Source organism: Bradyrhizobium sp. 25ACV (genome assembly GCF_054863005.1).
In genome coordinates this window covers 165,991-192,724 of the sequence record NZ_JAVAYO010000001.1, presented here as the reverse complement: position 1 = coordinate 192,724, position 26,734 = coordinate 165,991, and the positions used below count along the sequence as shown (strand labels likewise).

25 protein-coding genes are annotated in these 26,734 nt (G+C 65.2%); 23 read left to right on the top strand and 2 right to left on the bottom strand.

What is annotated here, in order from left to right:
- Positions 1–107 precede the first annotated feature (107 nt).
- Together mmsA and mmsB are read left to right on the top strand one after the other, a co-directional pair.
- The gene (gene mmsA / locus RAD04_RS00795) at positions 108–1,682 is read left to right on the top strand and encodes a multiple monosaccharide ABC transporter ATP-binding protein (RefSeq protein ID WP_461622240.1); all 1,575 of its coding nucleotides are present in this window, start codon (positions 108–110) and stop codon (positions 1,680–1,682) included.
- On the top strand, positions 1,679–2,869 hold the full coding sequence (gene mmsB, locus RAD04_RS00790; protein WP_461622239.1) for a multiple monosaccharide ABC transporter permease: 1,191 nt from the start codon (positions 1,679–1,681) through the stop codon (positions 2,867–2,869). The genes mmsA and mmsB overlap by 4 nt, the downstream gene beginning before the upstream one ends.
- Before the next feature lie 127 nt (positions 2,870–2,996).
- Here the strand turns inward: mmsB and RAD04_RS00785 are convergent, their stop codons facing one another.
- On the bottom strand, positions 2,997–3,164 hold the full coding sequence (locus tag RAD04_RS00785) for a hypothetical protein (RefSeq protein WP_461619107.1): 168 nt from the start codon (positions 3,162–3,164) through the stop codon (positions 2,997–2,999).
- Between the two features lie 173 nt (positions 3,165–3,337).
- On the opposite strand from RAD04_RS00785, the gene RAD04_RS00780 reads away from it, so the two are divergent.
- From RAD04_RS00780 to RAD04_RS00710, 15 genes are all read left to right on the top strand, one after another.
- Positions 3,338–3,916 carry a cytochrome c oxidase subunit 3 family protein gene (locus tag RAD04_RS00780; RefSeq protein WP_461622238.1) on the top strand — a complete coding sequence of 193 codons (579 nt, stop codon included), beginning with the start codon at positions 3,338–3,340 and terminating at the stop codon, positions 3,914–3,916.
- The gene (locus RAD04_RS00775; protein ID WP_461619191.1) at positions 3,916–4,176 is read left to right on the top strand and encodes a cytochrome C oxidase subunit IV family protein; all 261 of its coding nucleotides are present in this window, start codon (positions 3,916–3,918) and stop codon (positions 4,174–4,176) included. Before RAD04_RS00780 ends, RAD04_RS00775 begins: the two co-directional genes overlap by 1 nt.
- A 113-nt stretch (positions 4,177–4,289) precedes the next feature.
- Positions 4,290–4,742, top strand: a complete 453-nt coding sequence (locus RAD04_RS00770; protein ID WP_018315916.1) for a c-type cytochrome — start codon at positions 4,290–4,292, stop codon at positions 4,740–4,742.
- Positions 4,743–4,842: 100 nt separating this feature from the next.
- Positions 4,843–6,189: a cbb3-type cytochrome c oxidase subunit I gene (locus RAD04_RS00765; RefSeq protein WP_461622237.1), complete on the top strand. Its 1,347-nt coding sequence runs from the start codon at positions 4,843–4,845 to the stop codon at positions 6,187–6,189.
- Between the two features lie 63 nt (positions 6,190–6,252).
- On the top strand, positions 6,253–7,062 hold the full coding sequence (locus tag RAD04_RS00760) for an AAA family ATPase (protein WP_461622236.1): 810 nt from the start codon (positions 6,253–6,255) through the stop codon (positions 7,060–7,062).
- A 10-nt stretch (positions 7,063–7,072) separates the two neighbouring features.
- The gene (locus tag RAD04_RS00755) at positions 7,073–8,989 is read left to right on the top strand and encodes a nitric oxide reductase activation protein NorD (protein WP_461622235.1); all 1,917 of its coding nucleotides are present in this window, start codon (positions 7,073–7,075) and stop codon (positions 8,987–8,989) included.
- A gap of 72 nt (positions 8,990–9,061) precedes the next feature.
- Complete coding sequence (locus RAD04_RS00750) at positions 9,062–9,724, top strand: HAD family hydrolase (protein ID WP_461622234.1); 663 nt, start codon at positions 9,062–9,064, stop codon at positions 9,722–9,724.
- 7 nt (positions 9,725–9,731) lie between these two features.
- The gene (locus RAD04_RS00745; RefSeq protein ID WP_461622233.1) at positions 9,732–10,682 is read left to right on the top strand and encodes a sugar-binding transcriptional regulator; all 951 of its coding nucleotides are present in this window, start codon (positions 9,732–9,734) and stop codon (positions 10,680–10,682) included.
- A gap of 316 nt (positions 10,683–10,998) precedes the next feature.
- A complete protein-coding gene (locus RAD04_RS00740; RefSeq protein WP_461622232.1) occupies positions 10,999–12,312 on the top strand; it encodes an ABC transporter substrate-binding protein in 1,314 nt (437 codons plus the stop codon).
- A gap of 85 nt (positions 12,313–12,397) precedes the next feature.
- Positions 12,398–13,270 (top strand): carbohydrate ABC transporter permease, encoded by an 873-nt coding sequence (locus RAD04_RS00735; protein WP_091953901.1) that lies wholly within the window; start codon positions 12,398–12,400, stop codon positions 13,268–13,270.
- A 3-nt stretch (positions 13,271–13,273) separates the two neighbouring features.
- Positions 13,274–14,104: a carbohydrate ABC transporter permease gene (locus RAD04_RS00730; RefSeq protein ID WP_091952887.1), complete on the top strand. Its 831-nt coding sequence runs from the start codon at positions 13,274–13,276 to the stop codon at positions 14,102–14,104.
- A 15-nt stretch (positions 14,105–14,119) separates the two neighbouring features.
- Complete coding sequence (locus RAD04_RS00725; RefSeq protein WP_104463041.1) at positions 14,120–15,127, top strand: ABC transporter ATP-binding protein; 1,008 nt, start codon at positions 14,120–14,122, stop codon at positions 15,125–15,127.
- Positions 15,128–15,158: 31 nt separating this feature from the next.
- Complete coding sequence (locus RAD04_RS00720) at positions 15,159–15,932, top strand: SDR family NAD(P)-dependent oxidoreductase (protein ID WP_461622231.1); 774 nt, start codon at positions 15,159–15,161, stop codon at positions 15,930–15,932.
- Positions 15,933–15,972: 40 nt separating this feature from the next.
- Positions 15,973–17,619 (top strand): FGGY-family carbohydrate kinase, encoded by a 1,647-nt coding sequence (locus tag RAD04_RS00715; RefSeq protein ID WP_461622230.1) that lies wholly within the window; start codon positions 15,973–15,975, stop codon positions 17,617–17,619.
- Positions 17,620–17,624: 5 nt separating this feature from the next.
- A complete protein-coding gene (locus RAD04_RS00710) occupies positions 17,625–18,560 on the top strand; it encodes a carbohydrate kinase family protein (protein ID WP_461622229.1) in 936 nt (311 codons plus the stop codon).
- A gap of 9 nt (positions 18,561–18,569) precedes the next feature.
- Here the strand turns inward: RAD04_RS00710 and RAD04_RS00705 are convergent, their stop codons facing one another.
- Complete coding sequence (locus RAD04_RS00705; RefSeq protein WP_461622228.1) at positions 18,570–19,457, bottom strand: LysR family transcriptional regulator; 888 nt, start codon at positions 19,455–19,457, stop codon at positions 18,570–18,572.
- Positions 19,458–19,580: 123 nt separating this feature from the next.
- Here RAD04_RS00705 and RAD04_RS00700 point away from each other — a divergent pair, with 123 nt between their 5' ends.
- The 6 genes from RAD04_RS00700 to RAD04_RS00675 all read left to right on the top strand — a co-directional run bounded on the left by RAD04_RS00700 (position 19,581) and on the right by RAD04_RS00675 (position 26,664).
- Positions 19,581–21,002: an amidase gene (locus tag RAD04_RS00700; RefSeq protein WP_461622689.1), complete on the top strand. Its 1,422-nt coding sequence runs from the start codon at positions 19,581–19,583 to the stop codon at positions 21,000–21,002.
- 253 nt (positions 21,003–21,255) lie between these two features.
- Positions 21,256–22,206, top strand: coding sequence for an ABC transporter permease (locus tag RAD04_RS00695; RefSeq protein WP_461622227.1), 951 nt, complete (start codon positions 21,256–21,258; stop codon positions 22,204–22,206).
- Positions 22,203–23,096: an ABC transporter permease gene (locus RAD04_RS00690; protein WP_461622226.1), complete on the top strand. Its 894-nt coding sequence runs from the start codon at positions 22,203–22,205 to the stop codon at positions 23,094–23,096. Before RAD04_RS00695 ends, RAD04_RS00690 begins: the two co-directional genes overlap by 4 nt.
- 2 nt (positions 23,097–23,098) lie before the next feature.
- Positions 23,099–24,112 (top strand): ABC transporter ATP-binding protein, encoded by a 1,014-nt coding sequence (locus tag RAD04_RS00685; RefSeq protein ID WP_461622225.1) that lies wholly within the window; start codon positions 23,099–23,101, stop codon positions 24,110–24,112.
- The gene (locus tag RAD04_RS00680; RefSeq protein WP_461622224.1) at positions 24,109–25,113 is read left to right on the top strand and encodes an ABC transporter ATP-binding protein; all 1,005 of its coding nucleotides are present in this window, start codon (positions 24,109–24,111) and stop codon (positions 25,111–25,113) included. The genes RAD04_RS00685 and RAD04_RS00680 overlap by 4 nt, the downstream gene beginning before the upstream one ends.
- 54 nt (positions 25,114–25,167) lie before the next feature.
- Positions 25,168–26,664 (top strand): ABC transporter substrate-binding protein, encoded by a 1,497-nt coding sequence (locus RAD04_RS00675; protein WP_461622223.1) that lies wholly within the window; start codon positions 25,168–25,170, stop codon positions 26,662–26,664.
- The last annotated feature ends 70 nt before the right edge of the window (positions 26,665–26,734 follow it).

Below are 26,734 nucleotides of genomic sequence, written 5' to 3'. Positions count from 1 at the left end.
GTTCCGGGCCGCCCGAAGGGCGAACCCGGAACCTCGAGATTCCGGGTTCGATGCTCCGCATCGCCCCGGAATGACGGCGGACCAAAGTTTCCAAGGACATCAAGCCAATGACCGCCATGCTGGAGATGCGCAACGTCAGCAAGAGCTTTGCAGGCGTGCAGGCGCTGCGCGACGTCAACTTCTCGGTTCACGCCGGGCAGATCCACGCGCTCGTCGGCGAGAACGGTGCCGGAAAGTCGACGCTGATGAAGGTGCTCAGCGGGGTCTACCCGCATGGCAGCTACGAGGGCACCATCGTCTTTGATGGTGAGGAGCGGCGCTTCCGCGACATCAACGATTCCGAGGCGCTCGGCATCATCATCATTCACCAGGAGCTGGCGCTGATCCCGCTGATGTCGATCGCCGAGAACATCTTCCTGTCGCATCCGCCGTCGAAGCTCGGCGTGATCGACCGCGACGAGGTGTACCGGCGCACGCGCGAACTGCTGGCGCAGGTCGGCCTGAAGGAATCCCCGGACACCCTGATCACCGATCTCGGCGTCGGCAAGCAGCAGCTGGTCGAAATCGCCAAGGCACTGTCCAAGCGGGTGCGGATGCTGATCCTGGACGAGCCGACCGCGAGCCTCAACGAGGCCGACAGCGCCGCGCTGCTCGAACGCCTGATGGCGTTCCGCGAGCAGGGCATCGGCTCGATCCTGATCTCGCACAAGCTCAACGAGGTTGCCAAGGTAGCCGACCACATCACCGTGCTCCGCGACGGCCGCACCGTCGACAGCATCGATTGCCGCGCCGAGCCGATCCAGGAAGACCGCATCATCCGCAGTATGGTCAATCGCGACATGGCGCACCGTTTCCCGGAGCGCAGCGTGAAGATCGGCGAGCCCGTGCTCGACGTCGCGAACTGGTCGGTCTATCACCCCATCCATCCCGAGCGGCAGGTGATCAAGAACGTCAATTTCGGCGTCAGGCGCGGCGAGGTCGTCGGCATTGCCGGCCTGATGGGGGCCGGCCGCACCGAATTCGCCATGAGCCTGTTCGGCCATTCCTGGGGCACCAATATCGGCGGCAGCATCCGGCTCGAAGGCAGAGACATGGTGCTGCCGAGTGTCGCGGCTGCGATCGACGCCGGCCTTGCCTATGTCACCGAGGACCGAAAGCAGCTCGGCCTGATCCTGGCCGACGACGTCCGCAAGAACATCACGCTCGCCAGCCTCGATCAGGTTGCACCTAAACGCGTGATCGACGACATCGCCGAGCTGAAGATCGCCAGCGACTATCGCACCCGCATGCGCATCCGCTGCTCAGACGTCTACCAGGAGACCGGCCAGCTCTCCGGCGGCAACCAGCAGAAGGTGGTGCTGTCGAAATGGCTGATGACGGACCCCAAGGTCCTGATCCTGGACGAGCCGACGCGGGGCATCGATGTCGGTGCCAAATACGAGATTTACTGTATCATCAACGAGCTGGCGGAGGCCGGCCGCGGCGTCGTGGTGATCTCCTCGGAGATGCCCGAGCTGCTCGGCATCTGCGACCGCATCTGCGTCATGAACGACGGCGCCTTCGTCGGCGAGTTCAAAGGTGCGGACGCGACGCAGGAAAAGATCATGCGCGCCATCATGCGCAACGAACGAAACATTGGGAACGCCGCGCCCGCGGCGGAAATGGGAGGAACGCAGCCATGACCGACAAGACGGTATCGCTGCCCGAGGAGCGCCGGCACGGCAGCTTCATCAAGAACAATTTGCGTAACTACGGCATGCTGATGTCGTTGATCGCGATCATGCTGTTCTTCCAGGTCATGACCGGCGGCACGCTGTTGCAGCCGCTCAACCTGACCAACCTGGTGCTGCAGAACAGCTACATCGTCATCATGGCGCTCGGCATGCTGCTGGTGATCGTCACCGGCCATATCGACCTGTCGGTCGGCTCGGTCGCCGGCTTTGTCGGCGCGGTGGCCGCCGTGCTGATGGTGACCTACAAAGTCGACTACACGCTCGCCTTCATCGCCTGCCTGTTGCTGGGGGCGGCGATCGGCGCGGCGCAGGGCTATTGGGTGGCCTTTTTCGGCATTCCATCCTTCATCGTGACACTGGCGGGCATGTTGGTTTTCAAGGGCCTGGCGCTCGCGGTGCTGCAAGGCCAATCACTCGGCCCGTTCCCGGCGACCTTCCAGAAGCTGTCGTCGGGCTTTATTCCGGAACTGCTGCCCGAAGCCGGCACGCTGCATCCGACCTCCATGCTGATCGGTGCCGTGCTCGCGCTCGGCCTCGTCTATGCCAGCGCCAAGGGCCGCTCGCGTGAGCAATCGCATGGCATCGAGGTCGAGCCATATGCGTTCTTCCTGGGGAAGAGCGTTCTGCTCGCCTGCGCCGTGCTCTATTTCACCTATCTGATCGCCTCGCATCGCGGCCTGCCCAACGTGCTGGTCATCATGACCGCTCTGATCGCGCTCTATGGCTTCGTCACCCGGCGCACCGTGATCGGCCGGCAAGTCTATGCGGTGGGCGGTAATGCGAAAGCGGCAAAACTGTCGGGCATCAAGACCGAACGGCTGACCTTCCTCACCTTCGTCAACATGGGCGTGCTGGCGGCGCTCGCCGGCCTCGTCTTCGCCGCGCGCCTCAACACCGCGACGCCGAAGGCCGGCCTCGGCTTCGAGCTCGACGTCATCGCCGCCTGCTTCATCGGCGGCGCCTCGGCCTATGGCGGGGTCGGGCGCGTCGGCGGCGCCGTGGTCGGCGCCATGATCATGGGCGTGATGAACAACGGCATGTCCATCCTCGGCATCGGCATCGACTATCAGCAGGTCATCAAGGGCCTGGTGCTGCTCGGGGCGGTGTGTATCGACGTGTATAATCAGCGGCGGTAGCCGCATTGACGGTCTGGTAGGGTGGGTTAGCCGGGTAGATGCGCAAAGCGCATCTGCGCGGCGTAACCCACCAACTTCGTCCCGCGTGCGCGGAAGCATGGTGGGTTACGCCTTCGGCTAACCCACCCTACGGCAGCGGTGATTGCGTCGTGAACAGCACCGTCGCGATCGCGACGGAAAGCGTCACCGCCGATACGGTTGCCACGGTCGACAGCACTCCCATTCTCCGTAGCGCGATGGCGAACACGATGATGATGGGGGTCGCGGTCATCAGCCCGATTTGCGCATCGCTCATCTCATCGCTCGCCATTTCGCGGAACCGCCGGATGCATCGACCTTATGGCGGTCGGGCGGGCGGGACGTTGCGATAGCGCAAACCCGCCTCTGGCCAGTTGCACTATTTGTCTGGCGACAAAGTTGGAATCGCGCCGGTGGGATATCTGCTCGGCGTCTTGATGCGGAAGTCAGATGTCGGCAACGGATTGCGAACAACAGGGAACCGGCTGGGGAATCCTGGAAGATCTTCCCGGTGATCCCATGATCTGGGTGCTGATCTTCAGCGAGCTCGCCGCCTTCGGCCTGTTCCTTGGCGCTTTCGTCATCGCGCGCGCGCTTCACCCGGCGGTCTTCGCGGCCGGTCAGGCCAGCCTTGATGCGCATCTGGCCGGAATCAACACCATCGTGCTCGTGACCAGCGGCTGGGCTGCCGCGCGCGGGGCGGCGGCTGCACGGGCGCGCGAGAGCCGGCGCGCGCGCGGCTGGCTGTTTGGCGCCATGGCCCTTGGCGGCGTCTTCATCGCGGTCAAGCTGTTCGAATATGCCGGCGAGATCGCGTTAGGAAACGGCTTGGAGACTAGCCCGTTCTTCACGCTGTACTTCCTCCTCACCGGCTTCCATCTCCTGCATGTCGGCCTCGGCATCGTGATTCTGGCCGTAGTGTCCCGGGGTGCCCGAGCGGCGGGCGTCGAGACCGGAACGGCTTTCTGGCACATGGTCGACCTGCTCTGGATCGTCATGTTTCCCATCATCTATCTGGTGCACCCGTGATTCCGGATCGTCTCGACATCACCTGGATCGCGTTGATCGGCCTTGCGCTCGCGACCATTCTGGTCCCGCCGCTGGTGTCGCGTCCCTTGTTGGCCAATGCCTTGCTGCTGACGTTCGCCGCCCTCAAGGGCCGCCGTATCGTGCTCGATTTCCTCGATCTTCGCTCAGCGCCAGCGCTTTGGCGCGGCATCGTCAGCGCCTGGGTCTTCATCGTGGTGCTGTTTGCCTGGCTCGCATCGGCCGTCGTTGCCTTGATCTGACTGGCGGTTGCGCATCGTCGCGCTGCTTGCGCTTCGTCAAAGAGTGCCCCCCGGCAATCGGCAATAAATCGCAGGATCGCATCTTCTCAGGAATCAAACGGAAAGGATTGGCAATGGCTGAACGCCTGACCAAGTCGGCCGCTCGAAATGTCTTCTACGGCGGTTCGGCCTTCTTCTTCGCCATTTTCATAGGGCTGACGGCGCACAGCCATTACTACATGGCCACGACCTCGACCGACGCGAAGACGCTGACGTCCTCGGTCGCCCGCGGCAAGCATGTCTGGGAGAAGAACTCCTGCATCAATTGCCACACGCTACTGGGCGAGGGCGCCTATTTCGCCCCAGAGGTCGGCAACGTCTGGGATCGCTGGGGCGGCAACGAGGACCCGGCCGCCGCGCGCGAGACGCTGAAGGCCTGGATGCAGTCGCAGCCCTCGGGCGCGGAGGGCCGGCGGCAGATGCCGCAGTTCAACCTGACCGACCAGGAACTCAACGATCTCGCCGACTTCCTGCAATGGACCAGCACGATCAAGCGTCAGAGCTGGCCGCCGAACAAGGCGGGCTGAGCATGATCCGGAAAAGTGTGAAGCGGTTTTCCGAAGAGATCATGCTCAAACGACATGCAAGGCGCACAGCTTTCCTCTTTCAAGACAGAGAGAACCCGAGATGAAGTACCAAACCCAGAAAGTCGCGATGCTGTATTTCTACGGCGCGCTGACCCTGTTCCTGGCCCAGGTCGTGTTCGGCCTGCTCGCCGGGACCATCTACGTCCTACCCAATACGCTGTCGACGCTGCTGCCGTTCAACATCGTCAGGATGATCCACACCAACGCGCTGATCGTATGGTCGCTGATCGGCTTCATGGGCGCGACCTACTATCTGCTCCCGGAAGAGACCGAGAACGAGCTCTACAGCCCGCTGCTGGCGAAGATCCAGTTCTGGATGTTCTTCGGCGCAGCCGGCGTCGCCGTGGTCGGCTATCTCTTCCACTACCACGAGGGCCGTGAGTTCCTCGAACAGCCCTTCATCATCAAGGTCGGCATCGTCGTCGTCTGCCTGATGTTCCTGTTCAACGTCACGATGACGGCGCTGAAGGGCCGCAAGACCACGGTCACCAACATCCTGTTGTTCGGCTTGTGGGGCGTTGCGATCTTCTTCCTGTTCGCCTTCTACAACCCGGCGAACCTTGCCGTCGACAAGATGTACTGGTGGTACGTCGTCCATCTCTGGGTCGAGGGCGTCTGGGAGCTGATCATGGCCTCCGTGCTCGCCTATCTCATGATCAAGCTCAACGGCATCGATCGTGAGGTCGTCGAGAAGTGGCTCTACGTCATCATCGGCCTTGCCCTGTTCTCGGGCATTCTCGGCACCGGCCATCACTTCTACTGGATCGGCGCGCCCGGCTATTGGCAGTGGATCGGCTCGCTGTTCTCCACGCTCGAAGTCGCGCCGTTCTTCACCATGGTGATCTTCACCGTGCAGATGACCTGGAAGGCCGGCCGCAAGCATCCGAACCGCGCCGCGCTGTTGTGGTCGGTCGGCTGCTCGGTGATGGCGTTCCTAGGGGCCGGCGTCTGGGGCTTCCTGCACACGCTGTCTTCGGTGAACTACTACACTCACGGCACGCAGGTCACCGCCGCGCACGGCCATCTCGCCTTCTTCGGCGCCTATGTGATGCTGAACCTGTCGGTGATGGCCTACGCGATCCCGCAGATCAAGGGACGCGCGCCCTACAACCAATGGCTCTCCATGACGAGCTTCTGGATCATGTGCACGGCCATGATGACCATGACCTTCGCGCTGACCTTCGCCGGCGTGGTCCAGGTCCATCTCCAGCGCGTGCTCGGCCAGGGCTACATGGACGTGCAGGACCAGCTCGCGATGTTCTACTGGGTCAGGCTCGGCTCCGGCGTGTTCGTCGCGATCTCCGCGCTGATGTTTGTCTGGGCCGTGCTGGCGCCGGGCCGCGAGAAGCAGGCGATCATTCCCGCCGTGCTGCAGCCGGCCGAGTGAACGAGAAAGGGCGGCCGCGGTTCGCCGCGGCCGCCTGCTTCCTGGAAAATCCGGAGAGACATCATGAAATCTGCCCTTCACACGGTGACCTCGGCGCCCGAGCTGCCGGCCTATGTTCCATCCGGAAACGAATGCGAGCTTTTCGAACATGCCTGGCGGCGTCGTCTGCCGGTTCTGCTCAAGGGGCCGACCGGCTGCGGCAAGACCCGCTTCGTCGCGCATATGGCAGCGCGGCTGGGCCTGCCGCTTCACACGGTTGCCTGTCACGACGATCTCACCGCCGCCGATCTCACCGGCCGCTATTTGCTCAGGGGCGGGGACACCGTGTGGACCGATGGTCCGCTGACGCGCGCCGTGCGCGAGGGCGGCATCTGCTATCTCGACGAGGTCGTGGAGGCCCGCAAGGACGTCACAGTAGTGCTGCATCCTCTGACCGACGACCGCCGCATCCTGCCGCTGGAGCGGACCGGCGAGGAGCTGGTGGCGCCGAACAGCTTCATGCTCGTGGTCTCTTACAACCCCGGCTACCAGACGCTGCTGAAGGCGCTGAAGCCATCGACGCGGCAGCGCTTCATCGCCATCGAATTTGGCTTCCTGCCGCCCGAGCAGGAGATCGCCGTCGTGTCCGCCGAAAGCGGACTGCCGCCGGAGCGCGTGCGGCCGCTGGTCGGGCTGGCTGGCCGGCTGCGCGCGCTGAGGGGCCACGATCTGGAAGAGGGCGTCTCGACCCGGCTCGTGGTCTATTGCGCGACCCTGATTGCCGCGGGCACGCCGATTGCCGATGCCGTGCTGGCCGGCATGATCGAGCCGCTGACCGACGATTCCGACGTGAAGGCGGCGCTGCTGGACGTCGCACGCGCTGTCATCGGGTGAGGCCGCTCCCATGCTCGACTTCCTCGAACTGGAGGAGACGGTCGGCCGCGCCTGGCACAGGATGGTCGGCGGCACCGCGAGCTATCCGGTTCACGATGAGCACGCCGTTGCACTGACCGAGGTGAGAGGCCGGCTCGCGGTGATGTTCCGCGCGCTTGGCGGCGAGACCGGGGTGCAGATCGCAAGCGCGGGCGCGCGAAAATCGGGGCACCGTCTCGGCTGGCGACAGCGCATCGGCCTCGGTGACGAGCGGTTGGAGCAGCCGGGCCGTGACGCGGCGACCATCTTCCTGCCCGATCGGATCTCGATCTTTCCCGACCGCGCGTTGAACGCGGCGCTCTATCGCTGGCTTGCGGCATGGTTCGCAGCTGCACCGATCGAGACGATCACGGAAGCCGATCCGCTGCGGCGGGATCTTCTGGTATTGCGCCGGGCAAGTGAGACGGCGGTCTGGGTGCTCGCGCAATTCCCCGGGCTTGTCGCCGATTATGCCCAGCTCGCCGCGGCAACCGCCGAGGCTCGGCCTCGTCGCCCTTTGCCACGCATCGAGCAGGAGGTCGAGCAGATCGTCTTGGCCTTGCTCGGCGCCGGCAAGGCGCCTGCGGGCAGACTGTGGCCGGCGATGATGGGGACGGGCCTGCTGCCGGACAAGGCGCCGCCGGGCTATCATTCGATCCTGCCGTGCCCGCTCTGGGGGGATTGCTGGACGCGCGAGTTCTCGCCCGCGCATGCAGGCGAGGACGAATGTGCGCCGGGCGCCGAGCCCGAGGCCCAGGACAATCGCAAGCGCTTTGCCGTCCGCGAGCGTGAGGATAATGCCAATCGCCGCGACCCCTTCGTGCTCAACCGCTTCGAGAAGATCCTTGCGATGGCCGAAATGGTCAATGTCGACCGTCCGGCCGACGACAGCGAGGACGAGGATGCGCAGAAGGCGGCCGACGATCTCGAGGAGATCACGCTCAGCCGCCGCACCGGCAAGCCGGCGAGCCGGTTCAAGTTCGATCTCGACCTGCCGCCCGAGGCCCTCGATGCGTCGCGGCTGAATGCGGACCTTACCTATCCCGAATGGGATTACCGTAGCGGATCCTATCTGCCCGACCATTGCCGCGTGCTGGCCGGTGCGGCCTCCGAGCAAGGTGAGAGCTGGACGCCTGACGACGCCATGCGCCGGCACATCCGCCAGGTGCGCCGCCGCTTCGAGGTGTTGCGGCCGCGTCACGAATTGATGCGCGCCCAGGTCGACGGACATGATCTCGACCTCGACGCGCTGGTGCGCGCGCGGTGCGACCTGCGCGCCGGCAGCAGCAGCGGTCTCGATCGCATCCACGTCGCGATGCGCCCGCAAGGGCACGATCTCGCCGTCACGCTGCTCGTCGACGTCTCGCTGTCCACGGACGCCTGGGTCGACGGCTACCGCGTGCTCGACGTCGAGAAGGAGGCGCTGCTGGCGCTCGCCCACGGGATTTCGGCCTGCGGGGACCACCACAGCATCCTCACCTTCACCTCGCGCCGGCGGTCCTGGGTGCGGCTCGAGACGGTCAAGGCTTTCGGCGAGCCGATGAGCGGGACGGTCGAGCGCCGTATCGGCGCGCTGAAGCCGGGCTATTACACGCGGATCGGCGCGGCGGTGCGCCACGCCGCGGCCGAGCTCGCCCGCCAGCCGCAGCGCAAGAAGCTGCTGCTCGTCCTCACCGATGGCAAGCCGAACGACGTCGACCATTACGAGGGCCGCTTCGCGGTCGAAGACACCCGCAAGTCGGTGCAAGAGGCGCGCCGGCTCGGCATCGCCGCCTTCGGCGTCACGGTGGACGCCACCGCGCAATCCTATTTCCCGACCCTGTTCGGGCGCGGCGGCTATGCCATCGTCGGCAACATCAAGCGGTTGCCCGCGGCGCTGCCGGCGATCTACCGGCAGGTCGCGCACTAACAGGGGGAAGGCCGCGGCGCCACACCAGGGCGAACTATTGCTCATCAGTTGGGTATATGATCGAATGGCCGGATGGACTACTTCCAGTCAAAACCCGACCTGATCATCTTCGACTGCGACGGCGTGCTGGTCGATAGCGAGCTTTTGAGCTGCCAGTGCCTGTCGGAGGTGCTGGGCGAGTTCGGCATTGCGCTCACCCAGGCGCAGGCGCTCGAGCTTTTCCTCGGGCGCAGCACCAAGGCGATCGAGCAGCATTATCGTGATCTCGGGCAGGTCGTGCCGGATGGCTTTCTGCCGCGCCTGAAGTCGCACGTGCTGGAGACGTTCGCGGGCTCGCTCCGGCCGATCCCCGGCGTTGCCGCCATCATGTCCGACCTGCGAATGCCGTTTTGCGTGGGGTCGTCGAGCGATATCGACCGCGTCTCGCTCTCTCTCGACGTCACGGACTTGCGGGCGCATGTCGGCGAGCGGATCTATACCGCGCAAATGGTCAGGCATGGCAAGCCGGCGCCCGATCTGTTTCTCCTTGCGGCCGAGAAGATGGGCGCGCAACCTGCGCGCACGTTGGTGATCGAGGACAGCGTCAGCGGCGTGCAGGCGGGCAAGGCAGCCGGCATGACGGTCTGGGGATTTGTCGGCGGCAGCCATTATCGCGGTCGCGACGGCCGGGCTATATTGTCCGAGGCGGGGGCCGACCGGGTCTTTGCGCGCATGAGCGATTTCTGGGAGGCGTGAGGCCCGCATGGCCGCCGAGAACGACAAATCCCGACTCGATGACGCCGCGCGCGCCGGCTGGCTGTATTTCATCGCCGGTCACACTCAGGACGAGATCGCAAAGATGCTCCAGGTCTCGCGGGCCTCGGCGCAACGGCTGGTCTCGTTGTGCCTCGCCGAGCGCCTCATCACGTTCCGGCTCGAACACCCCATCGCCGCCTGCATGGAGCTTGCGGCGCGCCTGAAGGAGCGTTTCGATCTCGCTCATTGCGAGGTGGTGCCTGCCGATCCAGCGGCGCCGCAGGCTACTTCCGGCATCGCCGAACGCTGCGCCAATCTGCTCGATGCGACGCTGCGTTCGGAGACGCCGGTGATCGTCGCGCTCGGCACCGGCCGTGCGGTGCGCGCCGCCGTCGAGCGTGTCACGCCGATCGACCGGCCCAATCATCAGATCGTCTCGCTGGTCGGCACCATCTCCGCCGACGGTTCGGCGAGCTTTTACGACACCGTCGGCCGGCTGGCAGACCGCACGGGTGCGCGGCACTATCCGATGCCGCTGCCGTTCCTGATGTCGTCCGAGGACGAGCGCAACAAGATGGTGCGCATCGAGCCGATCGCCAAGGTGAAGGCGGTCGCGGCCAAGGCTGACTTGCGCCTCGTCGGCATCGGCCAGATGGACCAGAAGGCACAGGTGCATGTCGATGGTTTCGTCACCCGCGACGAATTGTTCGAGATGATGCGGCTGGGTGCCATCGGCGAGATCACCGGCTGGGCCTATGATTCCAAGGGCCGCCTGCTCAAGGCCGGCACCAACAAGCGCCTCACCAGCATCCCGCCGGAAGTGCCGGCGAAGACCACCACCATCGCCGCAGCGGTCGGTGCCGCCAAGGTGCCGGCGATCGCGGCGGCGCTGAACGGCGGCCTGGTCAACGGGCTGATTACCGACGAGACGACCGCGCAGGCGATTTTGGAGCGGTAGCCGCTCGCGCTTCGCGTGCGTGTGAGGCTGGCGGTGTTTCTCCACATACCACTGTCATCGTCCGCGAAGGCGGACGATCCAGTACGCCGCGGCCAAGCTTGGGGCAAACCAACAGACGTCACGGAGTACTGCATGCCCCGCTTTCGCGGAGCATGACAGCTGTGGGCTAAGCAACACTTTCGATCCCCTCCCGCACCGCAGCACTCATAAGTTGCGAAAACGGCTTCGCGCCTGCTTGACAATCCTCCTCCCTTGCGTTGAACATACGCCCAACGCGTGGGCATATGCTCAAAACGCGAGTTTGAGGGAGGTCACCGTGAAACACGTCTTGGGCGCCGTCTGCGGCGCGTCTGCAATTTTGCTGGCCGTCCCCGCGATGGCCGAGACGACCCTGACGATCGCCACCGTCAACAACGGCGACATGATCCGCATGCAGGGGCTGACGGCTGAATTCACCAAGAAAAACCCGGACATCTCGGTCAAATGGGTCACGTTGGAGGAGAACGTGCTGCGCCAGCGCGTCACCACCGACATCGCCACCAAGGGCGGCCAGTTCGACGTCCTCACCATTGGCACCTATGAGGTGCCGATCTGGGCCAAGAAGGGCTGGCTGGTGCCGCTCGCCAATCTCGGCGGCGATTACGACGTCGCCGACCTCCTGCCCAAGATCAAGGACGCGGTCTCCGTCGACGGCAAGCTCTATGCCGCGCCGTTCTACGGCGAGAGCTCGATGGTGATGTATCGCACCGACCTGTTCGAGAAGGCCGGCCTGAAGATGCCGGAAAAGCCGGCCTGGGATTTCGTGATCGACGCCGCCAAGAAGCTGACCGACAAGAGCGCCGGCACGTATGGCATCTGCCTGCGCGGCAAGGCCGGCTGGGGCGAGAATATGGCGTTCCTCTCGGCCATGGCCAATTCCTACGGTGCGCGCTGGTTCGATGAGAAGTGGGAACCGCAGTTCAACACGCCGGAATGGAAGACGACGCTCACGACTTACGTCAATCTGATGAAGGAAGCCGGCCCTCCCGGCGCAAGCTCCAACGGCTTCAACGAGAATCTGGCGCTGTTCAACGCCGGCAAATGCGCGATGTGGATCGACGCCACCGTGGCGGCGTCCTTCGTCACCAATCCGAAGGATTCCAAGGTCGCCGACAAGGTCGGCTTTGCACTCGCGCCCAACACCGGGCTCGGCAAGAACGCCAACTGGCTGTGGGCCTGGAATCTCGCGATCCCCGCCGGATCCAAGAAGATGGAGGCCGCCGAGAAGTTCATCGCCTGGGCGACGAGCAAGGACTACACCAAGCTCGTGGCATCGAAGGAGGGCTGGGCCAACGTGCCGCCAGGCACGCGGACCTCGCTTTACAAGAACGATGAATATCTGAAGGTCGCACCCTTCGCAAAACTGACGCTGGCCTCGATCGATGCGGCCGATCCGAACAAGCCGACAGTGAAGCCGGTGCCTTATGTCGGCGTGCAATACGCTGCGATCCCAGAATTCCAGGGCATCGGCACCCAGGTCGGCCAGCAATTCTCCGCCGCGCTTGCGGGCTCGATGACCGTCGATGCCGCGCTCACTGCGGCGCAATCGGCAACCGAGCGCGAGATGAAGCGCGCCGGCTACATCAAGTGAACCCGAGCTCTTCCTCCTGAGCTCAGACTAGCGGCCATCCAGCGTCATGGATGGCCGCCTTCTTCCCGCCAGTGGAGAAGCGTTGATGGCAACCCGGCAGACGCAGACTCTTGCGCGCTCGCTCCTGACGCCGGCCGTCGGGCTGCTGTTCATCTGGATGATCGTTCCGCTGGCGCTGACGATCTATTTCTCGACGCTGCATTACAGCCTGCTCGATCCCGGCTCGGAATCATTCATCGGGCTGGAGAACTTCCGCTACTTCCTCACCGATCCAGCCTTCCTGGCCTCGCTCCAGAACACGCTGGTGCTGGTCGGCTCGGTGCTCGCGCTGACGATCCTGCTCGGGATTCCGCTGGCGCTGCTGATGGACCAGCCGGTGATCGGACGCAATTTCGTGCGGCTGATGGTGATCGCGCCGTTCTTCGTGATGCCGACGGTGAGCGCACTGGTTTGGAAGAACCTGCTGATGCATCCGGTGTCCGGCCTGTTCGCCTGGCTCGCCTCGCTGTTCCATCTGACGCCGATCGACTGGTTCAACGATTTGCCGCTGTTTGCCGTCATCCTGATCGTGACGTGGCAGTGGCTGCCCTTCGCGACGCTGATCCTGCTCACCGCGCTGCAGTCGCTCGACGAGGAGCAGAAGGAGGCCGCCGAGATGGACGGCGCCAGCGCCGTCTCGACCTTCATCTACATCACGCTGCCGCATTTGGCGCGGCCCATCACCGTGGTGATCCTGATCGAGACGATCTTCCTGCTCACGGTCTTTGCCGAAATTTATGTCACCACGGGCGGTGGCCCGGGACTGTCGACCACCAACATCGCCTTCCTGATCTATTCGCAGGCGCTGATCCAGTTCGACGTTGGCAGCGCCTCCGCGGGCGGCCTCGTCGCGGTGGTGATCGCCAACGTCGTCGCCTTCTTCCTCGTCCGCATCGTCGGCCGCAATCTGGAGGCTTGAAGCATGGCACGGATGGCGACGACGCGGCGGGTGGTGATATCGACGGCTGTGGCCTGGCTGTTCGGCTTCCTGATCTTCTTCCCGATCCTCTGGATGGTGCTGGCGAGCTTCAAGACCGAGCTAGAGGCCTTCGCCATCCCGCCATCCTTCCTGTTCTTCCACTGGACCACCGAAAACTATGCGACCGTGCAGGAGCGCAGCGACTATTTCCACCACGCCATGAACTCGGTCATCATCGCAGGTGGCTCGACGCTGATTGCGCTGCTGATCGCGATCCCCGCGGCCTGGTCGATGGCGTTCTCGCCGACCAAGCGCACCAAGGACATCCTGCTCTGGATGCTCTCGACCAAGATGATGCCGCCGGTCGGCGTGCTGGTGCCGATCTACCTGATCTACAAGACCTTCGGCCTGCTCGATTCCCGCATCGGCCTCGTCTTCATCCTGTGCCTCGGAAACTTGCCGATCGTGATCTGGATGCTGTTCACCTATTTCAAGGAGATCCCGCGCGACATCCTTGAAGCCGCCCGCATGGACGGCGCCACCATCGGCCGCGAGCTCGTCTATGTCTTGACGCCGATGGCGATCCCGGGCCTGGCCTCGACCATGCTGCTCAATTTGATCCTGGCCTGGAACGAGGCGTTCTGGACGCTCAATCTGTCGACTTCGAACGCGGCGCCGCTCACCACGTTCATCGCCTCCTATTCGAGCCCGGAAGGGCTGTTCTGGGCAAAGCTGTCGGCGGCCTCCACGCTGGCGATCGCGCCCATTCTCGTCCTCGGTTGGTTCAGCCAGAAGCAGCTCGTGCGCGGGCTCACCTTCGGCGCGGTGAAGTAGAGGGGCTGCCGGATCATGGGTCAGATCACACTTCAGGGCGTGCAGAAATCCTTCGGCCCCGTGCACATCATCAAGGGCGCCGACCTCGAAATTGCCGACGGCTCCTTCGTGGTGTTCGTCGGTCCGTCCGGCTGCGGCAAGACCACGCTCTTGCGGCTGATCGCGGGGCTCGAGGATGTCTCTGGCGGCAAGATCGTGATCGATGGCAAGAACGTCGTGGACACGCCGCCAGCCAAGCGCGGGCTCTCGATGGTGTTCCAGTCCTACGCGCTCTATCCGCATATGAGCGTGCGCGGCAATATCGGCTTTGGCCTGAAGATGGCGGGGCTCGCCAAGGACGAGATCAACCGCAAGGTCGAGGCGGCCGCCGCAACGCTGAACCTCACGCCCTATCTCGACCGCAAGCCGCGCGAGCTCTCCGGCGGCCAGCGCCAGCGCGTCGCAATCGGCCGCGCCATCGTGCGCGAGCCCAAGGCCTTCCTGTTCGACGAGCCCCTGTCCAACCTCGATGCGGCGCTGCGCGTGCAGATGCGCATCGAGGTGACGCGGCTGCAGAAGCAGCTCGGCACCACCGCGATCTACGTCACCCATGACCAGGTCGAGGCCATGACCATGGCCGACAAGATCGTCGTGCTCAACGGCGGCAAGATCGAGCAATATGGGTCGCCCCTGGAACTCTACGAGCGGCCGGCCAATCTGTTCGTCGCCGGCTTCATAGGTTCGCCCAAGATGAATTTCGTCACTGGCGAGCTCGCGTTGCAACGTGGTGCGGCCACCATCGGCGTCCGGCCGGAGCACCTCAAGATCGACCGCGATGGCACCGGAGGCTGGCAGGGGACCATCGCGGTGGCCGAGCATCTTGGCAGCGACACCTTCCTCTATGTCGATGCCGGTCCGCTCGGGATGCTGACCGCACGCTATATCGGCGAATTGAGCCTGCATGCCGGCGACCATGTGTCGCTGGTGCCGGACCCCGCGCGCATTCACCGCTTCGACGCGAGCGGCAACGCGCTTCGGAACTGACAAGAAAACGGCAAGAAACGGAAAGACCACCATGTACCTGGAAAAATTCAAGCTGAACGGCAAGACCGCGTTCATCACCGGCGGCGGGCAGGGCATTGGCCTTGGTTGCGCGGAAGCGCTGGCCGAAGCCGGCGCCAGGGTCGTCATCGGCGACCGCGATAGCAAAATCGCCGACAGCGCCAAGGCCAGCCTGAAGGCGAAGGGCTTTGACGTGGAGACCGCGATCATGGACGTGACCGACACCAAGCGCGTGGCGGAGGTCGCGAACGACCTCGTCGCCCGCCATGGCAAGGTCGACATCCTCGTCAACAATGCCGGCATCGCCCGCAGCGAAACGCCGGCGGAAACCGTCACCGACGAGCACTGGCTCAACGTCATCGACGTCAATCTCAACGGCACCTTCTGGTGCTGCCGCGAATTCGGCAAGCACATGCTGAAGGCGAAAAGCGGCGCCATCGTCAATGTCGGCTCGATGTCCGGCTTCATCGTCAACAAGCCGCAGGAGCAGTGCTTCTACAATGCCTCCAAGGCGGGGGTGCATCATTTGACCAAATCGCTGGCCGCCGAATGGGGCGCGCGCGGCATCCGCGTCAATGCGGTGGCGCCGACCTATATCGAGACGCCGCTCAACGCCTTCGTGAAGAGCAACGCCAAAATGTACGACGCCTGGATCGGCGGAACCCCGATGGCGCGGATGGGGCAGGTCGAGGAGATCGCCTCGGTCGTATTGTTCCTGAGCTCCGAAGCGGCGAGCCTGATGACCGGCAGCATCGTGCTGGTGGATGGCGGCTATACTTGCTGGTAGGCTCACCGTCAAAGCTGACGGAAAGCGACCGGGAGCGACAATGCCGCGAGCGTATATCGGCGTCGACGTGGGGACCACCAGCACGCGGGCCGGGGTGTTTGACGAGGCCGGCACGCTTTTGGCCACCGCCCGGCATCCGATCCGGATCTGGCACGAGGCCGGCGATATCGTCGAGCAATCGTCCCAGGACATCTGGGAGGCCTGCACGACATCGGTGCGGGCTGCAATGGCGGAAGCCGCCATCGATCCCGACAGTGTCGGCGGCATCGGTTTCGACGCGACGTGCTCGCTGGTTGTCCTCGACAGGCAGGGCGAACCGCTCACGGTCAGCGCGTCCGGCGACAAGCAACGCAATGTCATCGTCTGGATGGATCATCGCGCCATCGCCGAGGCGCGGCTGATCAACGAGACCGAGGACGCCGTGCTGCGCTATGTCGGCGGCTCGATCTCGCCCGAGATGGAGATGCCGAAGCTGCTATGGCTGAAGCGGCACCTTCGTGGGAGCTTCGACGCCGCCGGCCACTTCTTCGATCTCGCGGATTATCTGACCTGGCGCGCGACCGGCTCGCTCCAGCGCTCCACCTGCACCGTCACCTGCAAATGGAACTATCTCGCCCATGACGGCGGTGGCTGGAGCGCGCAATTCTTCAAGCGCATCGGCCTGTCCGATTTCGTCAATGAGAAATACGCTCGCATCGGCACCGAGATCGTCGCCCCCGGCACGCGGCTCGGCGCGGGGCTCACCGGCACAGCTGCTGCCGAGCTCGGCTTGTCGCCGGGCATACCGGTGGGCGCTTCGCTGATCGATGCCCATGCCGGCGGCATCGGCGCGATCGGCGGCCGCGACGGATCGGGCGGGGCGAGCGATGTCAGCGACCGCCTTGCCTACATCATGGGAACGTCCGCCTGCATCATGGCGACGACGGCGGAGCCGTGCTTCGTCCCCGGCGTGTGGGGGCCTTATTACTCCGGGATGGTCCCGGATTTCTGGCTCAACGAGGGCGGCCAGTCGGCCGCGGGCGCGGCGATCGACCATCTCCTCAAATCGCATCCGGGCCATACCGAGGCGAGCGCGGCGGCGCGCAGCGAGGGTCTCGACCTCATCGACTTCCTCGAGCGCCGTATCATCGCGCGCGCAGGCAGCGCCAGCCGTGCCGCGCTGCTCGCCCGCGACATCCATGTTCTCCCCGAATTCATCGGCAACCGCTCGCCCTATGCCGACCCCGATACGCGCGCGGTGATCGCGGGCCTCGATCTCGACACCGACATCGCCGCGATGGAGCGGCTGTTCGTCGCTGGCCTGTGCGGGCTCGCTTATGGGCTCGCCGAGGTGATCGAGGCCTTTGCCGCGCATGGCGTTCGCTCCAGCATCATGATCATGGGGGGCGGTGCGAGCCGCAGCCCGCTGGTGCGGCAGATCATGGCGGATACGACGGGCCTCACCGTCGCGCTGCCGCAGACCAGGGAGCCGGTGCTGCTGGGGGCTGCGATGCTGGGGGCGGTGGCCGGCGGCGCCTATGCCTCGATCGGCGAGACCATGGCAGAAATGTCGGCGCTGGGACGGAAGAGCGAGCCGACCGCGCCCGACATGGCCGCGTTTCACGCCCGCAAGCGCGAGGTCTATAAGCTCCTGCGCGAAGCCGATCGCGGCAGCCGCGCGGCGATGGCCGACATCGCGAGAGGTTGAAGGACATGCTGGTTGCCTGCGGCGATGCGCTGATCGATTTCGTGCCGACGCGAAATGCGCAAGGGCGCGAGGCGGTGATGCCGGCGGTCGGCGGCTCCTGTCTCAACGTCGCCATCGGCATGGCCCGGCTGGGCGCACCCACTGGGTTCGTCGGCGGCATCTCGACCGATATGTTCGGGTGGATGATTGCAGATCATGCGGCGGCCTCCAACGTCGACCTCAATCTCGCCACCCGCAGTGATCACCAGACCACGCTCGCTTTCGTCCGCATCGTCGCGGGCGAGTCGCATTACGCCTTCTACGACGCCGGAACCGCGACGCGGAACTGGACCTACCGGCGCGGGACGATTCCGTTCGCGAATGTGGAAGCCGTTCATGTCGGCTCGACCACCCTCGTCAACGACCAGGGTGCGGCGGAGACGACAGCGCTGATCGCGGACGCGCGGGCGTCATCGACGGTCTCGTTCGATCCGAACTGCCGGCCCAATCTGGTCAAGGACAAGCCGGCTTACCTGGCGCGCATGGCCGAGTTCACTGGCCGCGCCGATCTCATCAAAATGTCCGACGTCGACTTCGCCTATCTCTTCGGCGACGAGCCTTACGAGCGGCGGGCGAGCGCGCTGCTCGGGCAGGGCACGCGCCTCGTCGTCATCACTCGCGGCGACAATGGCGCGATCGCGTGGCACGCGGGGGTAGGGCAGATCGAGGTCGCCGCGCCCAGGGTCGAAGTCGCTGACACGATTGGCGCGGGCGACAGTTTTCAGGCGGCGCTGCTCTTTGCCCTTCACAAGCAGGGACGCATTGCTCGGCAAGCATTGAAGGACATCAGCGCCGTCGAGCTCCGCCGGGCGCTATCCTTTGCCGCCAACTGCGCCGGCCTGACCTGCACCCGCCCGGGCGCCGATCCGCCCTGGAGCCGTGAGATCAATTGGAGCTGGTAGCGCGCCGCCTCACATCCGCGCAACGGCCTTCTCGGCGCATTTTATGAACCTTGAGATCAGCGGGCTCTGGGAATCCCTCCGCCAGCACACCGCGATGTCGATGGAATCGGCGGCATCGCGCAGCGGCCTGAACACGATGCCGCGCGGCGCGCCGAGCTGGGCGCAGGCCGGCACGATCGCAAGACCTTCGCCGGCGAGAACCAGGCTCATGGCCGAATGCACCGTCTCCACCCGGCTCGCGATCGGCATCACGATCTGATGTCGTCGCAGCAGGGCTGCGACCGCGGAGGAGGCGGGATCTTGCTCCGGCGGCGGCAACGCGATCAGCGGGCGGCCCTGCAACCGCGCCATCGGCACGGCACCGAGACGTGCGAGCGGCGAGCGGATCGGCATTGCCAGCATAAAAGGCTGCGCACCGATCCGAGCCACCTGAATCTCGGGATGGTTGATGGCCGGCATGCACAGCGCAACCGAGACGCTGCGGTCGAGCAGTCTGGCCTCGCGCGTCGATGCGCTGAGCTCGGCGAAGTCGAGGTCGACGCCCGGAACCGAGCGGCGCAGCTCAGGGATGAGCCGCGGCAGCATCGCATTCGCCAGGACGAACATGTAGCCGACCGAGAGCCGACCGCGCTTGCCGGCGGCGACCGCGCGCGCGGCTTCGGCGCCGTCGACGGCCAGCGCCAGAGCTTCGCTCGCACGCGCCAGCAGCGCCTGGCCTGCCTCGGTCAGGTCCATGCCGCGGGTGCCGCGGCGGAACAGCGGCGCGCCGATCTCGGCCTCGAGCTTGCGGATCTGGACGGACAGCGGAGGCTGAGCCATCCGTAGCCGCTCGGCGGCCTTGCCGACGCTGCGTGTCTCGGCGACGGCGACGAAATAGCGGAGGCGGCGAAGATCCATTGGCATACCGTAAACGTATGGGTTGGCCATCAAAATCGTATTGGACGGCGAGTTAACAAAACTGTCATTCTCGCTGTCAATGCTTTGGGCCAACGGCGGCCCGCTTCGGAGCGTGACGTGACGATGAACGGCGATCCCTGTCTCCTGTCCGCAACCGAGCTGCGCGGCCTCATCGCCGAAAAGCGGATTTCGCCCGTCGAGATCGTCAGTGCCGTGCTTGCGCGCGCCGAGGCCCTCCAGCCCGAGTTGAACTGCTTCATCACGCTGTGTGGCGACGAGGCGATGGCGCAGGCGCGCGTCGCCGAGCGCAAAATGATGGCCGGCGAGCCGCTCGGTCTGCTCCACGGCATCCCCGTCACCGTCAAGGACATCGTCAACACCAAGGGCGTCAAGACCACCTTCGGCGCCGTTCCCTACAAGGACAATGTGCCGAACGAGGATGCCGTCGCGGTGGCGCGGCTGCGCAGCGAAGGCGCGATCCTGATCGGCAAGACCACGACGCCGGAATTCGGCAGCAAGTGCCTGACCGATTCACCTTTGTTCGGCCGCACCCGCAATGCGTGGGATCGGTGCCGGTCCTCCGGCGGCTCCAGCGGCGGCGCGGCAGTTGCCGTGGCCAGCGGCATCGCGCCGCTCGCGATCGCGACCGACGGCGGCGGCTCGACGCGAATTCCCGCCGCCTGCAATGGCGTGGTGGGGTTAAAGCAGAGCAACGGAGTTATCCCCCATAGTCAGGCGCTGGATGCGTTCGGCAACCAGACCTATGTCACGCCGACCACGCGGACCGTCGCCGACACCGCGTTGATGATGCAGGCGATATCAGGCGAGGATGCCTGCGACCCCTGGTCGATCGGCGTTCCCGTGCCTGATTTCATCGGCGCGGCCGCCCCGCGCGGCGATCTGCGCGGGCAGCGGATCCTATACTGCTTGACGCCGCCGGGTCGTCCGGTATCTGCCGAAGTCGCCGCCAATTTCAAGGCGAGCCTTGATCTTTTGGCTGGGCTCGGCGCCGAACTCGAAGAATTCTCGGGCGAGGGTTTCGATATCGAGCCGATCTGGCGCGCGATCAACCACACGGTCTGGCGCACGCGCTTTGCAAAACTCGCGGCCGAGCACAAGGATGAGCTGAGCGAGGCCTTCCTGAAGCAGCTCGCGCTTGCCACCGAAGTGAGTGGTGTTGATTACCAGGAGGCGATGTTCGCGCGCACCGCGCTGTTCCGCCGTGTGCAATCGTTGCTTGCGCGCGGACACTTCCTGGCGATGCCGACACTCACGCGCACCGCGCTGCCGATCAAGCAGGATTTGTTCGGCTCCATCGAGATAGACGGAGCGCATTTCGACAGTGTCCGGCCGCACTGGTTCCCCTGGACCATGCCGTTCAACATGACCGGCCATCCCGCCGTCAGCCTGCCCTCTGGCTTTGGCCGCGACGGCCTGCCGATCGGGCTTCAGCTCGTCGGCCGCTTCCGTGCCGATGCGGAATTGCTGCGCGTGAGCGCACTGTTCGAGGCTTCGAGCAACCCCCTGTCCCGTTGGCCCGGCTGATGGCAGCTTTCCAGTTCCGTCATCCTGAGGCGCGAGCCGTGCGGCGCAACGCGCCGCGCAGCGAGCCTCGAAGGATGTACGGCCCGGATGCAGCCGGGCCGTCGCCCTTCGAGGCTTGCCCTGCGGCGCGATGCGCCGAGGGGCGCGCACCTCAGGGTGACGGTAATAGGGCGATAGTGCGCGAGCAAAGGGCTTGCCTCAGCCGCCCGGACATGTTGATCGTGCCGCAGCTGAGCCCTGAAGCCGAGCGCGCATGAGCGTATTTGTCCTCCGACGTCTGTTGACCTTGCTGGCGACGCTGGTCGGCGCATCCCTGATCATTTTCCTGGTGCTCGATGCGCTCCCCGGCAATGCCGCGCAGATGCTGATGGGCGCTGATGCCTCGCCAGACGCGGTCCGCGCGCTCACCGTCAAGCTTGGGCTCGACCAGCCGCTGGCGATTCGCTATTTGCAATGGATCAAGGGCCTCCTCGTCGGCGATCTCGGCAACTCCTATGTCTACGGCACGTCGGTCGCCAGCCTGATCGCGGAACGGCTGGTGCTGACCATTCCGCTCGCGATCATGGCCATGACGATCACGGTGACGCTGGCGCTCTCGGCCGGCATCTACACCGCCGCCAACCACAACAAGCTCGGCGACGTCGGCGTGATGTCGCTGACACAGGTCGGCATCGCGCTGCCGAATTTCTGGTTCGCGATCCTTCTGGTGCTCCTGTTCTCCGTGCGGCTGCAATGGCTCTCCGCAGGCGGCTTTCCCGGCTGGGAGGATGGCATCTGGCTCGGCGTCAAGTCGCTGCTGCTGCCGGCCATCTCGCTCGCGGTGGTGCAGGCCGCGATCCTTGCGCGGGTCACGCGCTCGGCGGTGCTGGAAGTGCTGCGTGAGGATTTTGTTCGAACCGCCCGCGCGAAGGGGCTCGGCAAGCGCGAGGTGCTGTGGAGCCACGTGCTGCGCAATGCGATGATCCCCGTCATGACGGTGATAGGGCTGCAATTCGCCAATCTGCTCGCCGGCACCATCGTGATCGAGAACGTGTTCTATCTGCCGGGCCTCGGCCGCCTAATCTTCCAGTCCATCGCCAACCGCGACCTGATCGTGGTGCGCAATTGCGTGATGTTGCTGGCGACCATGGTCGTCATCGTCAATTTCGTGGTCGACGTGCTCTATGCCTTCATTGACCCCCGCATCAAGGTCCACGACCTGTGAGCGCGCCCCTGACCACTCCGATTGACGCGCCGATCGCGGCGCGTCGCGTGCCGGCCAAGACCTTCTGGGGCCGCGCGCTGCGCCATCGCAGTTTCGTGCTCGGCGGTTCGCTTAGCCTGCTGGTGCTCGCCTCGGCGCTGCTCTCGCTGGTGTGGACGCCGTGGTCGCCCTACGAGATCGACATCGCCTCGAAGCTGCGGCCGCCGTCGGCGGCGCACTGGCTCGGCACCGATTCTTTCGGCCGCGATATCGTCTCGCTGCTGCTCGCCGGCGCCCGCGCCACCATCATGGTCGGCGTCATCGCCGTCAGCATCGGTCTCACCTTCGGCGTCACGCTCGGCCTGATCGCCTCGGCCCGGCGCGGCTGGACCGAAGAGATCATCATGCGCTTCTCCGACTTCACCTTCGCCTTTCCGGCCGTGCTCTCCGCGATCATGCTCGCCGCGGTGGTGGGGCCGGGGATGGTGACCTCGATCGTCGCGATCGGCATCTTCCAGATCCCGACGCTGACCCGGCTGACGCGTGGCTCGGCCAACGCGATCTGGGCGCGCGAATTCGTGCTGGCCGCGCGCGCGGCAGGCAAGGGCGCCTTCCGCATCACCATCGAGCACGTGCTGCCGAATATTCTGTCGATCCTGATCGTGCAGGTCACCATCCAGTTCGCGCTCGCCATTCTCGCCGAAGCCGCTTTGTCCTATCTCGGTCTCGGCACGCAGCCGCCGCAGCCGTCCTGGGGGCGGATGCTGAACGATGCCCAGACGCTGTTGTTCCAGTCGCCGATGCTCGCCGTCTATCCGGGCGCTGCGATCGCGATCGCGGTGCTCGGCCTCAATCTTCTCGGTGACGGATTGCGCGACCTGCTCGATCCCCGACTGGCGCGGGAGCGATGACGATGGGCGAGCAACGCGTCATGCCGCTGATCGAGGTTGAAAATCTCGGCGTGCGCCTCAACACCAGCCGCGGGCCGGCGCAGGCCGTGCGCGGCGTCAGCTTCGCCCTGAAGCGCGGCGAGACACTGGGGCTGGTCGGCGAGTCCGGCTGCGGCAAATCGGTCACGGCGATGTCCCTGATGGGGTTGCTGCCCGATAGCGCCGTGGTCTCGGGCAGCATCAAGCTCGACGGCAACGAACTCGCGCGATTGCCGGATGCCGATTATTGCCGCCTGCGCGGCAACCGCATCAGCATGATCTTCCAGGAGCCGATGACTGCGCTCAATCCGATGCACACGATCGGGCATCAGGTCGCCGAGCCGCTGCGACGTCACAAGAAGCATTCGGCGGCGCAGGCGCGCAAAGAGGTGATCGCCTTGCTCGACCGCGTCGGGCTGCCCGATCCCGCGCGGCGCGTCGATGCCTATCCGCACCAGTTTTCCGGCGGCCAGCGCCAACGCATCACCATCGCCATGGCGCTCGCCTGCGAGCCGGATCTGTTGATCGCGGACGAGCCGACGACCGCGCTCGACGTCACCATCCAGGGCCAGATCCTCGACCTCATCGCCGATCTCGTCGAGGAGCGCGGCATGTCGATGATCCTGATCTCGCACGATCTCGGCGTCATCGCCGAGAACGTGCAGCGCATGATGGTGATGTATGGCGGCACCGTCGTCGAGAGCGGGCCGACCGACGACGTGTTCCGCCGCATGGGGCATCCCTATACGCAGGGCCTGTTCCGCGCCCGGCCGAAGCTCGGCGCGCGCAAGGGGACGCGGCTGAAGACGATATCGGGCACCGTGCCGGAGCTTGCGGATCTGGCGGCGGGCTGCACGTTCTCCGACCGATGTCCGCTCGTGATCGATCAGTGCCGCGCCGCGTTGCCGTCGATGGTGGACGTCGGACCCGGGCACGTCGTGCGTTGCATCAGGACGGATGTCTCGATGGCTGAGAACGTTGGAGCGGTGACCGCATGACCGCTGCGCCGCTTCTCGACGTGAAGGATCTCGAACAGCGCTACGCCCTGCCGCGGGAAAGCCTGTTCCGTCCGCCGGGGCAGGTGCGCGCGCTCAATGGCGTCAGCGTGCAGGTCGCCGCCGGCAAGAGCCTCGGCGTCGTCGGCGAATCCGGTTCGGGCAAGTCGACCTTCGCGCGGCTGGTGATGGCGCTGGAGCGGCCGACGTCGGGCCAGGTCGCGCTGCTCGGCCGTGACCTCAATCGCATCTCCGCGGACGAACTGCGCCGCGCGCGGCGCGATTTCCAGATGGTGTTCCAGGACCCCTACGGATCGCTCGATCCGCGCCAGACCATCGCCCGCATCGTCGCCGAGCCGCTCACCGTGCTGGAAGACGCCGACCGCACCACCTTTCGCGCGCGCGTCTCCGCAGCGCTGCGCCAGGTCGGCTTGCGCGATGCCGACATGGAGAAATATCCGCACGAATTCTCCGGCGGCCAGCGCCAGCGCATCGCGATCGCACGTGCGCTGATCACCCAGCCGAAGCTGATCGTCGCCGACGAGCCGGTCTCCGCGCTCGACGTCTCCGTGCAGGCGCAGGTGCTGAACCTGATGCAGGACCTGCAGGAGCAGTTCGGGCTGAGCTATATCCTGATCAGCCACGACCTCGCCGTGGTCGATTATCTCTGCGACGAGGTCGCGGTGATGTATCTCGGCCGCATCGTCGAGCAGGGACGGCCCGAAGATCTGTTCGAGCACTGCGCCCATCCGTATACGCGGGCGCTGCTGGATGCCGTGCCGCGGGCGCGCGCCGGCGGCGGCCGGCGGCGGCGCGGTGGCCAGGCGATCGCCTCGCAATCGGCGGCCGCGACCGGATGCCCCTATGTCGCGCGCTGTCCGCTCGCCGACCAGCATTGCCGCGAGGCCCTGCCTGAGTTACGCAAGGTGGGCGAGGGGCACCTTGCCGCCTGCCACAAAGCGGAGGCCGTGATGGCGTTGCCGCAGGCGGCCATGGAAGGTTAGTGTCCAGAGCAGGATTGGCGTAGGCTTAGAACAGAACTGGCCGGGGAGTTACGCATGTTCAGGAAATTGTCGATCGTTGCATTTGCCGCCGCGCTGGTCGCAACGCCTTTACCCGTGCTAGCGCAGAGCAAGAAGGACAGCGTCGTCATGGCGATGGCGCTGGAGCCGCCGGGGCTCGATCCGACCAATGCGGCCGCAGCCGCGATCGCCGAGGTCACGCTCTACAACATCTACGAGACACTGACCAAGATCAACGAGGACGGCTCCGTTTCGCCCCTGCTGGCGGAGAGCTGGACCGCTTCGCCCGACCTGAAGACCTATACGTTCAAGCTGCGCAAGGGCGTCAAATTCCACAACGGCGAGGCATTCGATTCCGCCGCGGTGAAGTTCTCGTTCGAGCGCAACGCCGCGCCGACCAGCACCAACAAGGACAAGAGCCTCTATCAGGCCTTCGAGAAGGTCGAGGCGCCCGACGCCGACACGGTCGTGATCACGGTCAAATATTCCGAGCCGAACCTGCCGTTCTTGCTGGGCCAGGCCGGCGGCTCGATCGTCGAGCCGAAGAGCGCTGCCACCAATGTCACGCAGCCGGTCGGCACCGGGCCCTATCAGCTCGGCGCCTGGGCCAAGGGTTCCTCGCTCACGCTGACCAAATGGGCCGATTATCGCAACGCCTCGGCGATCAAGCTTTCGAAGGTGACGATCCGCTTCATCTCCGATCCGGCCGCGCAGGTGGCGGCGCTGCTGTCGGGCGACGTCGATGCATTCCCGCGCGTCGCCGCGGCGCGCGCCCTGGCCCAGTTCAAGGCCGATCCGCGCTTCACGGTGCTGGTCGGCGGCTCCAGGGCCAAGACCATCGTTGCGATCAACCATCGCAAGAAGCCGCTGGACGACGTCCGCGTCCGCCGCGCCATCCTCGCCGCGATCGACCGCAAGGCCATGATCGACGGCGCCGTCGACGGTTTCGGCACGCCGATCGGCAGCTTCTATGTGCCGGGGGCGCTCGGCTATGTCGACACGACAGGCATCAATCCCTACGACCCCGAGAAGGCCAAGAAGCTGCTCACTGAAGCCGGCGTCACCACGCCGCTCGAATTGTCGCTCAAGCTGCCGCCGCCGTCCTATGCGCGGCAGGGCGGCGAGATCGCCGCAGCCCAGCTCGCCAAGGTCGGCATCGTCGCCAAGATCGAGAACGTCGAATGGGCGCAATGGCTGTCGCAGGTGTTCGCCGGCAACGGTCCGCACAATTTCGACCTCACCATCGTCAGCCATGTCGAACCGTTCGATCTCGTGAAGATCACCGAGCCGGATTACTACCTCGGCTACAACAACGAGAAGTTCAACGCACTCTACAAGCAGATCGTGTCGACGCCGGAGGAGGCCGCCCGCGCAAAACTGCTCGGCGACGCCCAGCGCATGCTCGCGACCGACGCCGTCTCCGCCTACCTGTACCAACCGCAGCTCATCACCATCACCAACAAGAAGCTGAAGGGCGTCTGGAAGGACGTTCCGCAATACGAGAACGACTTCTCGACCTGGTCTTGGGAGTAAGGAGCGCTCCATCAAGTCGAGCCTGTCGCTTCAATCTTGGCCTCTCCCCATCGGGGAGAGGTCATTCGTT

What these genes read in the sequence shown, in the direction of transcription:
- RAD04_RS00785 (WP_461619107.1), bottom strand. Translation starts at nt 3,164, where the DNA reads ATGAGCGATGCGCAAATCGGGCTGATGACCGCGACCCCCATCATCATC.
- RAD04_RS00765 (WP_461622237.1), top strand. Translation starts at nt 4,843, where the DNA reads ATGAAGTACCAAACCCAGAAAGTCGCGATGCTGTATTTCTACGGCGCG.
- mmsA (WP_461622240.1), top strand. Translation starts at nt 108, where the DNA reads ATGACCGCCATGCTGGAGATGCGCAACGTCAGCAAGAGCTTTGCAGGC.
- RAD04_RS00710 (WP_461622229.1), top strand. Translation starts at nt 17,625, where the DNA reads ATGCTGGTTGCCTGCGGCGATGCGCTGATCGATTTCGTGCCGACGCGA.
- RAD04_RS00735 (WP_091953901.1), top strand. Translation starts at nt 12,398, where the DNA reads ATGGCAACCCGGCAGACGCAGACTCTTGCGCGCTCGCTCCTGACGCCG.
- RAD04_RS00745 (WP_461622233.1), top strand. Translation starts at nt 9,732, where the DNA reads ATGGCCGCCGAGAACGACAAATCCCGACTCGATGACGCCGCGCGCGCC.
- RAD04_RS00700 (WP_461622689.1), top strand. Translation starts at nt 19,581, where the DNA reads ATGAACGGCGATCCCTGTCTCCTGTCCGCAACCGAGCTGCGCGGCCTC.
- RAD04_RS00720 (WP_461622231.1), top strand. Translation starts at nt 15,159, where the DNA reads ATGTACCTGGAAAAATTCAAGCTGAACGGCAAGACCGCGTTCATCACC.
- RAD04_RS00715 (WP_461622230.1), top strand. Translation starts at nt 15,973, where the DNA reads ATGCCGCGAGCGTATATCGGCGTCGACGTGGGGACCACCAGCACGCGG.
- RAD04_RS00705 (WP_461622228.1), bottom strand. Translation starts at nt 19,457, where the DNA reads ATGGATCTTCGCCGCCTCCGCTATTTCGTCGCCGTCGCCGAGACACGC.
- RAD04_RS00750 (WP_461622234.1), top strand. Translation starts at nt 9,062, where the DNA reads ATGGACTACTTCCAGTCAAAACCCGACCTGATCATCTTCGACTGCGAC.
- RAD04_RS00755 (WP_461622235.1), top strand. Translation starts at nt 7,073, where the DNA reads ATGCTCGACTTCCTCGAACTGGAGGAGACGGTCGGCCGCGCCTGGCAC.
- RAD04_RS00680 (WP_461622224.1), top strand. Translation starts at nt 24,109, where the DNA reads ATGACCGCTGCGCCGCTTCTCGACGTGAAGGATCTCGAACAGCGCTAC.
- RAD04_RS00695 (WP_461622227.1), top strand. Translation starts at nt 21,256, where the DNA reads ATGAGCGTATTTGTCCTCCGACGTCTGTTGACCTTGCTGGCGACGCTG.
- RAD04_RS00760 (WP_461622236.1), top strand. Translation starts at nt 6,253, where the DNA reads ATGAAATCTGCCCTTCACACGGTGACCTCGGCGCCCGAGCTGCCGGCC.
- RAD04_RS00725 (WP_104463041.1), top strand. Translation starts at nt 14,120, where the DNA reads ATGGGTCAGATCACACTTCAGGGCGTGCAGAAATCCTTCGGCCCCGTG.
- RAD04_RS00780 (WP_461622238.1), top strand. Translation starts at nt 3,338, where the DNA reads ATGTCGGCAACGGATTGCGAACAACAGGGAACCGGCTGGGGAATCCTG.
- mmsB (WP_461622239.1), top strand. Translation starts at nt 1,679, where the DNA reads ATGACCGACAAGACGGTATCGCTGCCCGAGGAGCGCCGGCACGGCAGC.
- RAD04_RS00675 (WP_461622223.1), top strand. Translation starts at nt 25,168, where the DNA reads ATGTTCAGGAAATTGTCGATCGTTGCATTTGCCGCCGCGCTGGTCGCA.
- RAD04_RS00730 (WP_091952887.1), top strand. Translation starts at nt 13,274, where the DNA reads ATGGCACGGATGGCGACGACGCGGCGGGTGGTGATATCGACGGCTGTG.
- RAD04_RS00685 (WP_461622225.1), top strand. Translation starts at nt 23,099, where the DNA reads ATGGGCGAGCAACGCGTCATGCCGCTGATCGAGGTTGAAAATCTCGGC.
- RAD04_RS00770 (WP_018315916.1), top strand. Translation starts at nt 4,290, where the DNA reads ATGGCTGAACGCCTGACCAAGTCGGCCGCTCGAAATGTCTTCTACGGC.